Genomic DNA, 12,278 nt, shown 5'->3' with positions numbered 1-12,278 from the left:
GTATATTGCAGGAACGGGGCAGCCAGGCCCGCGCGCCTGCGCTTTGCACAGGCTATCGTTAAAGCGGTATGAACCATTTGCGTCTGTAGCGGCGCTCAGCGAGCGCCCTGCGGGCCGGCAAGTTATAGGGTGGCATCGCCGACCGCACTATGCTCCCAAATTTGTCATTGCGAGGAGGCCGCAGGCCGACGTGGCAATCTCGCAGAACCATGGTGGATAACAGGTGGGCCTCGGCGAAAACGAAACCACTTGCAGGAGATTCCCACGTCGCTTCGCTCCTCGGAATGACACATCAGGGGAGTGCCGTGATGCACCAGTGCCCTTGCGCGGTTGAATCGTCCCGTGCATGGCGCTCACTGAGCGCCGCTACAGACGCAATCGGTGTGTACATTTTTTCGGCAGCCTGTACCTCCCCGAGATTGCCACAGCCCCTTTGGGGCCTCGCAATGACAAACTTGGGAGCCAGTGCAAAAGCCCCGCCTTACTCAAACGCCGGGCCGAGGTAGGCCCGCCGCGGGAGCGGCGTCCCATCCAGCGATTTAGCCATACCAAAGGGCTGCGTGCCGCCCGCCGTGCGGAAGACGGCCTCCCGGCATCCGAGCTTGTCCGCCAGCGCGGCGGCGGCCTCCGGGCAGTCCGGCAGTAGCTCGCGCACGAGCAGCGTTTCGCCGTCCCGCTCCGCCGCGGCGCAGCAGACGGCATCGCCCGTCTCGATGCGGTAAAGGCCAGCCCCGCTGCTGCGGGAGATCGTTTCCTGCCAGCGCAGCAGCTCCGGCGGATAAGACAGATGGCTGTCATAGAGCTGCAGCTCGCGCAGGCTCTGCCAGCCGTCAGGCGTGAGCGGCGTGATGCTGCAGTCGCCGCGCGCCGCCGGGACCGTCTCAGTCCGGCAGGTGAACACGGTTCGGTAGCCAAAGCGGGCATAGAACTCGAACAGGCTCTCCTCCGCCGGGACGAGCACGGCCGCGCGGATGCCCTGCCTTTTGAGGTCCTGCTCCGCCTCCTGCAAGAGCAGGCGGCAGTGGCCGCGCCCGCGCAGGGCCGGGGCCGTGCAGACGGCGTAGAGATAGGCAGCAGGGACAGCGTCTCCGTCGTCGCCGATCAGCTCCGCCGGAAGCGCGCACAGCATGGCTGCGGGGCTGCCGTCCAGCGCGCGGCGCAGATAGACGGGCGTGCAGTCGAACAGCGCCTGCCAGAACGCGCGCACCTCCGCCTCGGTATCGCCGAAGCAGGCCTGCCACAGCCGCGTCAGGGCGGGCAGGTCGCGCCGCGCCGCCCTCATGCGGGCAGCTCCTCTGCCAGCAGCTTCTCCAGCAGGAGGTCCGGGATATAGCTTTCCTTCGCGCGGCGCAGGCCCTCGAGGCCCATGTCGTCCTCGCGGTTCAGAAAGCGGTAGGGCGTCTCAGCGATCCGGCGGGCAAATTCGCGGTTGATCATCGGATACGGCCCGTTCATATCGGCGCGGGCCTTTTCAAAGTTCACGTCAAACATATCCGGCCGGATGGGGTTGCCCATGGCGAAGGCGACGACCTCGCCCTCGACCTCCAGCACAAGACCCGTCATGCCGAGCGCATCGAAATGGTCGAATGCCAGCCCGATGGCGCGCTGCTCCAACGCGTAGTCCGCGGGGTCGTTCTCCAGAAAATGCAGGCGATACCACTCGTCCGTAAAGGCGCGGCAGCGCGGCAGCTGGTCCGCAGTCAGCGGCAGGACGCGATAATCCGGGTAGGCCGCCTCAAAGCGGTTGCAGTGGTTACGCTTGGCCTGCAGCTTCTTGCCGTGCAGCTGGGCAAGCTGCTCCGTCTCATAGACATAGTCCGCGCTGTCGCGCACGCTGTGGAAGCGAAAGCGGCCGGGACACAGCGCCTCGAGCCGGTCGCGCTCCTCGGGCAGCAGGCCGAACAGGCGCAGCGGGATGCCGCGCTCACATGCGTCCTGCCGCAGCAGCTCCAGCGTGCCCGGCAGGTCCCGGCAGCCGACGGGCCACGGGTACGTCAGGCTCCCGGAAAAATTGCTGAGGAACACGGGCGTGCCGTCCACCGACGCTACGCGCTGGTCCCCCCACAGGTAGAGATTCACAAAGGAAAACTCGCTGCCATGCCCAGCCGCAGCCTGCATCACGGGTTCGATCCATGCGCGGTCCTCCAGGCAGATGGGGCGAAAGTCCAACATAGTTTCACCACTTTCATAGAATTTTGGGATAGGATAAAGATATTTTACCATAGATCCCGCAAAATAACAAGCAGCGGCCTCTCTGCTCCGCTCTGCAATGCAGGAAAAAGCCTCGCAGAGTTCGCCGCCCGCAGTCGGCGAAGAAGGTGAGATCATTTTCTCCGGCTGCGCATACGTCGGAGAAAATACCGCTCAGTCGGCCAGTGTGCGAATTGTCCGCCCTTGGCGGGCAGTTCGTGCGCACAACAGACTGCAAACGAAGGCGGAGGCCGCCATATGGCAGCCTCCGCAGAAATCTAAAATTTTGAATTATTCGACCGTGACGGACTTGGCCAGATTGCGCGGCATATCGACATCGCAGCCGCGGGCCAGTGCGATATAGTAGGCAAAGGCCTGCAGCGGGATGACCGTCAGGCTCGGCTGCAGCAGCGGGTGCGTCTTCGGCACGATGAGGCTGCGGTCGGCATACTTTTCGATCTCCCCGGCAAAGTCCTCCGTCGTCACGCCGAGGACGTGCGCGCCGCGCGCCTTGACCTCGCGGACATTGGCCATGGTCTTATCAAAGAGCTTCTCGACGGTGGCAAGGGCCACAACGAGCGTCTCCTCCTCGATGAGGGAGATGGGGCCGTGCTTCAGCTCACCTGCAGGATAAGCCTCGGAATGGACATAGGCGATCTCCTTGAGCTTCAGACTTCCCTCGAGGCAGGTCGCGCTGTCGAGGTTGCGGCCGATGAAAAACACGTCGTGGTTGTGGCTGAAGGCCTCCGCAGCCTCCTCGATCTTTGCCAGATTCTCGGGCACAAGGATCTGCGCCACCTGGTCCGGCAGGCGCTGCAGGCCCTCGAGCATGGCGGCATAGCACTCCGGCGCGAGCGTGCCGAGCTTTTCGCCGATATACATGGCCAGCAGATAGATGACGGCCAGCTGCGTGGAATAGGCCTTCGTCGTGGCAACGGCGATCTCGGGGCCGGCACAGGTGTAGATGACGTCGTGCGCCGCCTTGGAAATGGCACTGCCGACCACGTTGACAATGGCAAGCGTCCGCGCACCGCGGGCGTTGGCCTCACGCAGGGCGGCCAGTGTGTCGGCCGTTTCGCCGGACTGGCTGATGATGATAACGAGCGTATCGTCGCCGAGCACCGGCTCGGAATAGCGGAACTCTGAGGCGAGCACCGGCTCGACCTGGATGCGCGTCGTGCGCTCGAGGATATACTTGGCGTGATTGCCGACATAGGACGCCGAGCCGCAGGCAACCATATAGATGCGGCGCAGGCCGCGCAGATAGCTCTCATCGAGCTTCACATCATCCAGCACGACGCGGCCGTTGCGGATCCGTGGATTGATCGTGTCGCGCAGGGCCTTGGGCTGGTCATAAATTTCCTTGAGCATGAAGTGCGGATAGCCGCCCTTCTGCGCAGCGGACATCTCCCACTCGATGTGCTCGGGCGCCTTGCGCACGGGCGTGCCGTTTGCGTCATAGAACTGCGCGGCATTCTTCGTGAACACGACCATATCGCCGTCGTTGAGATACACGACGCTGCGCGTATACGGCAGGATGGCCGGGACATCCGAGGCGATGAAGTTCTCGCCCTCGCCGAAGCCGAAGATCAGCGGACTGTCCTTCTTGACGGCGATCATGGAATCCGGCCGGTCAGCGCAGAGGATGCCGAGCGCATAGCTGCCCTCGATCCGGCCGAGCGTCAGGCGGACGGCCTTCATCAGATCGTTTTCCTGTTCATAATAGTATTCCAGCAGATTGGCGATGACCTCCGTGTCCGTCTCGGAGCGGAACGTCTTGCCCTGCTTCAGCAAGAACTCCTTCAGCGGCAGGAAATTCTCAATGATGCCGTTGTGCACGATGCAGATGCTGCCGTTCGTGGACAGCTGCGGATGCGCATTCTCGTCCGAGGGTGCGCCGTGCGTCGCCCAGCGGGTATGGCCGATGCCGAGATAGCCGGGGAGCGTCGCGCCGTTTTCCGTCTTTGTGCGCAGGACGGCCAGACGGCCCTTGGACTTGGCGAGCTTCAGCTCCCCTTCCGAAAAAACACACAGTCCAGCGGAATCATAGCCGCGATACTCCAGACGGGAAAGGCCGTCCAGCAAAATGGGAGCTGCCTGCTTCGAACCGGCATAACCAACAATTCCACACATAAAAATAACCTCCATACGTCAGGTCAGATCCATGATCTTCGGTGTCGTACGGAGATTATACACGATTGCTTTGTCAAAATCAACTGAAAATTTACTTTTTCCGCTTTTCGTCCGATTTCCCATCGAAAATGGACAATTGGAAGGGCCGTAACAGGGCGAGAGACGCCGGAATATCCGGCAACCTCTCCGCTCCGCAGGACTGCAGTGCCGCGCTTGCCGCCGATCCGTCGTCAAAGACGTAAAGCTCCGACATGCCGCGGCGCAGGTTCCACTGCGAACCGGACCAGGTCCCGCCCGTTCCCTCGGCGCACTGGGCCACAAGGGTCTTTTCGCCCATGGCGTGGATGAGGCAGTTGCGGGCCAGGGCGCGCGGCGTGGAAAACGGCAGCTCATAGCCGCCCGCGCTGCAATACAGCACGTTTTGCCGCGCGGGATGATCCAGCAGACTGTCCGGCACAAAGCAGATCACCCGGCCGCCCGCTGCAAGGCAGGCCTCCTGCGCGGCGGTGTCCGCACCGGCAGCTCCGCCGGAGACGAGTGTAAAGCCCTCGGCCGCAGCGAGCTTTCCGGCCTGCACGGCAAAGCGGCGGTTATCCGGCCGGAGCTGCCGCGAGCCGACGAGCGCAACGCAGCGCGTGCCGAGCAGGGCCGTGTCGCCGCGGCAGAACAGGGCGGGCGGGCACTCCGTCTCGCCCATGCGGCGCAGGCGCGCCGGGAAGCCGTCCGAAAGGCGCGTCAGGACCGTGATGCCCTGCGCGGCAGCGGCCTCGAGATAGCGGTGCAGCGTGTCCGTCCGGTCGAGCAGCGCCGTGATCTGCAGGGCGGCCGCCTCCGGATAGCCGAGCGCCCGGAGATAGGCAGGCGTCACCTCGCCGTCTCCGGCCTGACAGGTCTGCCGGACGCGCCGGGCAAGCGTGCGGTACTGCGCCGGGGTCAGCGGCACATCCTGCGTGCCGAGCGCGCAGCACAGCAGGAGCAGGCCCTCCTCCGCCGGGCGCATCAGAAGCGCCTGCGGGATGTCGGATGCTTTTCCTCTGCAGGTGCGGGCACCAGACAGCCGTATTCGTCAAAGATCATCGGAACGATGCGGAAGCCCGCAAATTTTGCGATCTCGTCCAGCTTGGCCTTCTCCGGGAACGAGCCGAGCAGCGTGAAGGAGATGCCCTTTTTCCGAGCGCGGCCCGTGCGGCCGATGCGGTGGATATAGTATTCGTTCTCCTCGGGGACGTCGTAATTGATGACGCCGTCGACGTCGTCCACGTCGATGCCGCGGGAGGCAACGTCCGTCGCGATGAGGACCGGGAGCTTGCCATGGCGGAAATCGGCCATGGTCTTTTCGCGCGTGGCCTGCTTGATGTCGCCATGCAGGCAGTCGGCGCGGATGCCCGCGCGGCGCAGGTCGTCACTCAGGCGCTGGCACATGACCTTCGTGTTGCAGAACACGATCACGCGCTCAAGCGCGCCGGAGCGTAGGATACGCAGCATAGCCTCTTCCTTCTCCAGCCGCGGGACCGTGATGGAATACTGATCGATATCAGGCTTACTCTCCTCCGTCGGGGCAACGGTGATCTCCACCTCGTCGCGCTGGTACATCCAGCTGACAGTCATGACCTCCTGCGAGATCGTCGCGGAGAACAGGCCGAGGTTCGTACGGTTCTTGATGCGGTCGAGAATTTTCGTCACATCATCGAAGAAGCCCATGTCCAGCATGCGATCCGCCTCGTCGAGAATGACGGTCTTGATGCGGTCGAGGCGCAGGTTCTTGCGGTTATAGTGGTCCATGAGGCGACCGGGCGTTGCCACGACGATCTGCGGATGCTGCTGCAGGCTGCGGATCTGCGGCTCGAGCCGCTGGCCGCCATAGACGACCGTCACACGGATATCCTTATAAAATGTGAGCAAGCCGCGCAGCTCGTCGGCGATCTGGATGGCCAGCTCGCGCGTCGGGGCCAGGATCAGGCCCTGCAGATCGTCGGACTGCGGATCGATGTGCTCGATCATCGGGATGCCAAAGGCAAACGTCTTGCCCGTTCCCGTCGGCGCCTTGGCGATGACGTCGCGCCACGCCAGCAGCGGCGGGATGGCCTCCTCCTGCACGCGCGTCGGCATTGCGACGCCCTTCTTTTCCAGCGCACGGAGGATCTCCTCGCTGACACCGAGCTCCTGAAATGTCTTTGTCGTTTCCATACCAGTTCCCCTACCTATATTCAGCTTGTCAAAAAAGTCCCTCCAGGGCTTTTTCGCCAAGCTGCTTCTGGAATTGCAAAATAAATTTTGAAGCATGATTTTGCAATTCTGCCGCTGCGGCGGGTGATCAAACGCGAAAGGACACCCTGACGGTTTCCTTTCACACTTTTCTTCCCTCCGAAACTTTTGGCTTGGCAGGTTTTTTGACAGTCTGCTATATTACCCATGCGGCGCATGCGGCGCAAAAAAGCCGAAACTCCGCATTTTCATTTCTTAGATAGTGTACCAAATCCACACCCGATTTTCAATCCTTTCCCGCATTTTTTGCCGGGTACAAAAAAAGTTTTAGCTTATCGATAGAAAAATCGCGATTTCCTTGTAGTTTTTTATTGTTATAAGTCAAAATTCAGAAAAAAATCGCAAAAAAAGTTAGTCTCTGCCTTGCAGGCTTTCTTTATTTATAGTATAATCTGAGTGATACGAGCCCGTCCACCGGCTGCGACCGGATTATTTTACAAAGGGGACCTGTTTCCATGGCAACATTTTACATAAACGGTGCCGAAGTTACCGTCGCCAAAAAGCAGAAGCTGCTGCGCTACCTGCGCGATGAGCTGCATCTCACCTCCGTAAAAGACGGCTGCAGCGAGGGCGCCTGCGGCGCATGCACCGTGCTCATCAATGGCGAGCCCTGCCGCGCCTGCGTTCCGGACACCGAGCGGCTCGACGGCAAGCACATCCTGACGGTCGAGGGTCTTTCCGACTTTGAAAAGGCTGCCTACACCTTCGCCTTCGGCGAGGCGGGCGCCGTGCAGTGCGGCTTCTGCATTCCCGGTATGGTGCTGTGCGCCAAGGCCCTGCTCGACCGCACGCCGGACCCGACGGAGGAGCAGATCCGCTGGGCCATCCGCAACAACTACTGCCGCTGCACCGGCTATGTCAAGATCGTCGAGGCCATCCGTCTGGCCGGGAAGATCCTGCGCGAAAAGAAGATCCCCCTGCCCGCCACGACGGACTGGAAGATCGGCTCCCGCGTCCAGCGTCTGGACGTCGAGGAGAAGGTCCTCGGCACCGGCAAATACCCCGACGATTACTACCCCGAAAAAATGTGCTACGGCTCCGCCGTGCGCAGCAAATATCCGCGCGCCCGCGTGCTGTCCATCGACACGTCCAAGGCGGCCGCGCTGCCCGGCGTTATCTGCGTGCTGACCGCAGCAGACGTGCCGGGCGAGAACATCATCGGACACATCGTCCACGACTGGGACGTCATGGTCCCCGTCGGCGGCGTCGTCCACTTCCTCGGAGACGCGCTGGCCCTTGTCGCGGCTGAGACGCCGGAGATTCTGGAAAAGGCCAAGAAGCTCGTCAAGGTGGAATATGAGATTTTGCCCGCCGTGCACAACCCGGAGGAGGCGGCCGCGCCCTATGCGCCGCTGGTCCACCGCAAGGGCAACCTGCTGGCGCACAAGCACGTCTCCCGCGGCAATGCCGAGGAGGCCATTGCCCACTCGAAATTTGTCGTGCAGGATCACTTCTCCACCCCGTTCACGGAGCACGCCTTCCTTGAGCCGGAATGCGCCGTGGCCGTGCCGGACGGAGACGGCATCCGCCTCTACACGACGGACCAGAGCGCCCACACCACGCTGCACGAGGTCACGATGGCCCTCGGCCTGCCGCCCGAGAAGGTCAAGATCCAGAATGCCCTCGTCGGCGGCGGCTTCGGCGGCAAGGAGGACATGACCGTCCAGCCGTTGGCCGCGCTCATCGCCTATAAGACCGGACGCGCCGTCAAGTGCAAGCTGACGCGCGCCGAGTCCCTGCTCATCCACCCGAAGCGCCATCCCTTCGAGATGGACTTCACCATGGGCGTGGACGAAAACGGTATCATCCAGGGTGTGAAGGCCAAGGTCGTTTCTGACACTGGCGCCTACGCCTCGCTGGGCGGCCCGGTGCTCGAGCGCGCCTGCACGCACGCCGCCGGTCCCTATGCCTACGAAAACTTCGAGATCGACGGCTATGCCTACTATACAAACAATCCGCCTGCCGGTGCGTTCCGCGGCTTTGGCGTCACGCAGACGTGCTTCGCCGTGGAGACGCTGCTGAACCGCGCTGCCGACCTTGTCGGCATCTCCCCGTGGGAGATCCGCTACCGCAACGCCATCCGTCCCGGCGGTGTGCTGCCGAACGGGCAGATCGTCGATGACTCTACCGGCCTTGTGGAGACGCTCCTTGCCGTAAAGGACGAATACGACAACGCCAAGGTCAAGGGCATCGCCTGCGCCATGAAGAATGCCGGCCTCGGCGTCGGCCTGCCGGACTGGGGCCGCTGCAAGCTCATCGTCGAGGGCGATTCCAAGGTCCATATCTATTCCGGCGCTTCGTGCATCGGGCAGGGCCTCGGCACCGTGCTGGTGCAGATGGTCTGCTCAAACACGAACCTCTCCCGCGACGACATCGTCTATGAGCGTTCCAACACCTGGATCGCCCCGGACTCCGGCGACACGTCCGGCTCCCGCCAGACGCTTGTGACCGGCGAGGCCTGCCGCCGCGCCTGCCTGCAGCTCCACGAGGCGCTGGCCGGAAAGTCGCTCAGCGACCTCATCGGGAAAGAATTCTACGGCGAATACCTCGCGAAGACTGACCCGCTCGGCGCGGACGTGCCGAACCCGGTCTCCCACGTCGCCTACGGCTACGCCACGCAGGTCTGCATCCTCGACGAGAAGACCGGCCTCATCCGCAAAATGATAGCCGCGCACGACGTCGGCAAGGCCATCAACCCGCTCTCCTGCGAGGGCCAGATCGAGGGCGGCGTCGTCATGTCCATGGGCTATGCCCTGACGGAGCAGTATCCCATCGACGAAAACTGCCGCCCGACGGCGCGCTTCGGCACGCTCGGCCTGTTCCGTGCCCATCAGGTGCCGGAGATCAAGGCCATTGTCATCGACAAGCCGGGCCTGAACGTGGCCTGCGGCGCGATCGGCATCGGTGAGATCACCTCGATCCCCACCGCACCGGCCATTGCAGATGCCTATTACCGGCTCGACGGCGAGCCGCGCACCAGTCTGCCGCTGACCGGCACGCCCTATGCACGCAAATAACGGGGAGGTTGCATGAGATGAAAGTCAGAAAGAAGTTCCCGTCCAAGGTTGCCTGCGTCCACTGCAACGGCGGCTGCCGCGCCAACCAGAGCCCGGAGGGCTACGATCTTTGCCTCTACGGCTGCACCGGCTGCGGTGCGTGCATGGAGGTCTGCCGCTTCGGCGCGATCTCGCTGAACTCCTACGGCGTGGCCGAGGTAGACGAGAGCCGCTGCATCGGCTGCGGCGCGTGCTATCAGGCCTGCCCGCAGCGCGTCATCCACCTGCGGCTCGAGGACAACCCCATTGTCGTCCTCTGCTCGAACAAGGACGCCCGCTGCCGCGATGTCTGCGCCGTGAGCTGCATCGGCTGCGGTCTGTGCGAGCGCACCTGTCCGGCCGGAGCCATCGTTGTTTCGGAAAACCGCGCCTTTATCTACGCGGATAAGTGCCTCTCCTGCGGCATGTGCGCCATGGCCTGCCCGCGCAATGTCATCCACGACAAGCGCGGCCTGCTGACGCCCCGCCACTGAAGCCCATGCGCGTTCTGATCGATGCGGACGGCTGCCCCGTCGTCCGCGAGACCGTGCGGCAATGCGCCGCCTTCCCTGTGCCGTGTCTGCTGTTCTGCGACACGGCGCATGTCTTTTCCATTCCCGGCGTGGAGGTCTTTGTTGCGGACTGCGGGCACGACAGCACGGACTATCTGCTGCTGTCGCACCTGCGCCCCGGCGACGTTGTGATCACGCAGGACTACGGCCTTGCCGCCCTGTGCCTTGCGCGCAGCGCGCAGGCCCTGCATCCGGCGGGCCATGCCTACACAAAGGACAATATCGACGCTCTGCTCACCGTTCGCGCCGAGTCCGCCCGCCTGCGCCGCGGCGGTGTCCGCCTGCACCGTACGGCTGCCCGGAAGCCCGCGCAGGACCACGCCTTTTCTGTCCTGCTCTGCCGCATTCTGTCGGAAAATACCGGGACTTGACGAATCGCCGAAAATGTGGGATAATAACAAGACGACTATGATTCGTCTATCCGACGTCCGTTTTCCGGTGCCGTCCTGCGGCAGAAGGAGTTATTTATGATTGGTTTCTATGATTACACGGTCATTCTGACCTACCTCAGCCTGCTGTCTGCCGTGACCGGCATCGGGCTGGCCGTCGCCCGCCACCCGCTGCTGGCAATCCTCTGTCTGATGTTCAGCGGCCTTTGCGATATGTTTGACGGCCGCGTCGCCCGCACGAAGAAGAACCGCACGGCGGAGCAGAAGGGCTTCGGCATTCAGATTGACTCTCTGTGCGACATCGTTGCCTTCGGCATCCTGCCCGCCGTCATCACAATCGTCGTGTGCGGCTCTGTCTGGTATGCCGTGCTGATTGCGGCGCTCTATGTGCTCGCCGGGCTCATTCGCCTTGCCTATTTCAACGTGACGGAGGAGCTGCGCCAGCAGGAGACGGACGAATGCCGCAAGACCTACACGGGCCTTCCCATCACCTCAGCCGCGCTCATTTTCCCGTTTTTCTTCTGCTTCCTCGACATTTTCCAGCGTGCCGCGATCCTGCATGGGGCGCTGCTCGTTGTTATGGCGCTGACTGGCGCCAGCTTTGTGATGCCGTTCCATATCCGCAAGCCGCGCTCCAAGGAGCAGTGGGTGCTGCTCGGCATCGGCCTTGTGATCGCCGCAGGCTGCATCTTTGTCTGGGTGCGTTTCCGCATGAGGATCGTGCGATGAAGAGGCTGCTGCTCATTCTGAACCCCTGCTCGGGAAAAAAGCGCGCGAACCGCGCGCTGGCGGAGATCGTCAGCATTTTCAACCGCGGCGGCTACGACGTCACGGTCTATACTACAGCTGCCCGCGGCGACGCAACGCAGGTCGCAGCATCCCGCTGCCGCGAATTCGACTGCGTGGTCTGCGCAGGCGGCGACGGCACATTCAATGAGGTTGTCTCCGGTGTCTATGCGGCCGGAAGCGACACGCCCATCGGCTATATCCCCGCAGGCAGCACGAACGACTTTGCCAGCAGCATGAACCTGTCACGCAACCTGCTGCAGGCCGCGCGCGACATCGTCGAGGGCGAGCCGCACACACTGGACCTCGGCAGCTTCAACGGCCGCTGCTTCTCCTATGTCGCCTCGTTCGGCGCGTTCACCCGCGCATCCTACGCCACGTCGCAGAGCGTAAAAAATGCGCTGGGCCATCTGGCCTATGTGCTCGGCGGCATCAAGGAGCTGCCGTCCATCCGCAGCCGCCATGTGCGCTTTCTGCTCGACCACGAGACCGTGCTCGAGGACGACTATATCTTCGGCGCCATCAGCAACTCCACATCCGTTGCGGGCATTCTGACGCTCTCCCCGGAGATCGTGGACATGAACGACGGCGTGTTCGAGCTGCTGCTCGTGCGCAAGCCGCAGAGCCTGATGGAGCTGAGCGACTGCGTGCTGGCCCTGACGACGCAGGATTACCACACGCCCATGCTGACGTTCACGAGCGCCAGCCATCTGGAGATCGACGCCCCCGCCGACATGGACTGGACGCTCGACGGCGAGCAGGCCAAGGGACAGGCGCACTGCGTCGCGGAGAACCTGCACAATGCTGTGCGAGTCATCGTAAACCCCGCCACCAATCCCAGCGCCGCAGAATAAAACCGGCCCCTGCAACCGTCATGCGATTGCAGGGGCTTTTTTCAGGAGAACGAT

General features: G+C 62.8%; 10 protein-coding genes. 5 read left to right on the top strand and 5 right to left on the bottom strand.

Annotated elements, in window-relative coordinates:
* Positions 1-481: 481 nt before the first annotated feature.
* The 5 genes from ACMKFF_RS03985 to ACMKFF_RS03965 all read right to left on the bottom strand — a co-directional run bounded on the left by ACMKFF_RS03985 (position 482) and on the right by ACMKFF_RS03965 (position 6,510).
* Positions 482-1,282 (bottom strand): GNAT family N-acetyltransferase, encoded by an 801-nt coding sequence (locus ACMKFF_RS03985; RefSeq protein WP_419496122.1) that lies wholly within the window; start codon positions 1,280-1,282, stop codon positions 482-484.
* Positions 1,279-2,172 carry a DUF2156 domain-containing protein gene (locus tag ACMKFF_RS03980; RefSeq protein WP_418465440.1) on the bottom strand — a complete coding sequence of 298 codons (894 nt, stop codon included), beginning with the start codon at positions 2,170-2,172 and terminating at the stop codon, positions 1,279-1,281. The genes ACMKFF_RS03985 and ACMKFF_RS03980 overlap by 4 nt, the downstream gene beginning before the upstream one ends.
* 309 nt (positions 2,173-2,481) lie before the next feature.
* On the bottom strand, positions 2,482-4,323 hold the full coding sequence (gene glmS, locus ACMKFF_RS03975) for a glutamine--fructose-6-phosphate transaminase (isomerizing) (protein WP_419496121.1): 1,842 nt from the start codon (positions 4,321-4,323) through the stop codon (positions 2,482-2,484).
* A 91-nt stretch (positions 4,324-4,414) separates the two neighbouring features.
* Positions 4,415-5,323, bottom strand: a complete 909-nt coding sequence (locus tag ACMKFF_RS03970) for a DNA-processing protein DprA (protein ID WP_349134502.1) — start codon at positions 5,321-5,323, stop codon at positions 4,415-4,417.
* Positions 5,323-6,510, bottom strand: a complete 1,188-nt coding sequence (locus ACMKFF_RS03965) for a DEAD/DEAH box helicase (protein ID WP_418468772.1) — start codon at positions 6,508-6,510, stop codon at positions 5,323-5,325. Before ACMKFF_RS03965 ends, ACMKFF_RS03970 begins: the two co-directional genes overlap by 1 nt.
* A gap of 533 nt (positions 6,511-7,043) precedes the next feature.
* On the opposite strand from ACMKFF_RS03965, the gene xdh reads away from it, so the two are divergent.
* The 5 genes from xdh to ACMKFF_RS03940 all read left to right on the top strand — a co-directional run bounded on the left by xdh (position 7,044) and on the right by ACMKFF_RS03940 (position 12,224).
* A complete protein-coding gene (gene xdh / locus ACMKFF_RS03960) occupies positions 7,044-9,605 on the top strand; it encodes a selenium-dependent xanthine dehydrogenase (protein ID WP_419496120.1) in 2,562 nt (853 codons plus the stop codon).
* A gap of 17 nt (positions 9,606-9,622) precedes the next feature.
* On the top strand, positions 9,623-10,117 hold the full coding sequence (locus ACMKFF_RS03955; RefSeq protein WP_349134593.1) for a 4Fe-4S binding protein: 495 nt from the start codon (positions 9,623-9,625) through the stop codon (positions 10,115-10,117).
* A gap of 5 nt (positions 10,118-10,122) precedes the next feature.
* The gene (locus ACMKFF_RS03950) at positions 10,123-10,566 is read left to right on the top strand and encodes a YaiI/YqxD family protein (protein ID WP_419496119.1); all 444 of its coding nucleotides are present in this window, start codon (positions 10,123-10,125) and stop codon (positions 10,564-10,566) included.
* Between the two features lie 96 nt (positions 10,567-10,662).
* Positions 10,663-11,313, top strand: coding sequence for a CDP-alcohol phosphatidyltransferase family protein (locus ACMKFF_RS03945; RefSeq protein WP_419496118.1), 651 nt, complete (start codon positions 10,663-10,665; stop codon positions 11,311-11,313).
* The gene (locus ACMKFF_RS03940; protein WP_419496117.1) at positions 11,310-12,224 is read left to right on the top strand and encodes a diacylglycerol/lipid kinase family protein; all 915 of its coding nucleotides are present in this window, start codon (positions 11,310-11,312) and stop codon (positions 12,222-12,224) included. Before ACMKFF_RS03945 ends, ACMKFF_RS03940 begins: the two co-directional genes overlap by 4 nt.
* Positions 12,225-12,278 lie beyond the last annotated feature (54 nt).

The organism is Faecousia sp. (assembly GCF_048519415.1).
Classification (GTDB): domain Bacteria; phylum Bacillota; class Clostridia; order Oscillospirales; family Oscillospiraceae; genus JAZOXB01.
The sequence above is the reverse complement of the archived record's forward strand: the minus strand, read 5'-3'. Positions and strand labels throughout refer to the sequence as shown.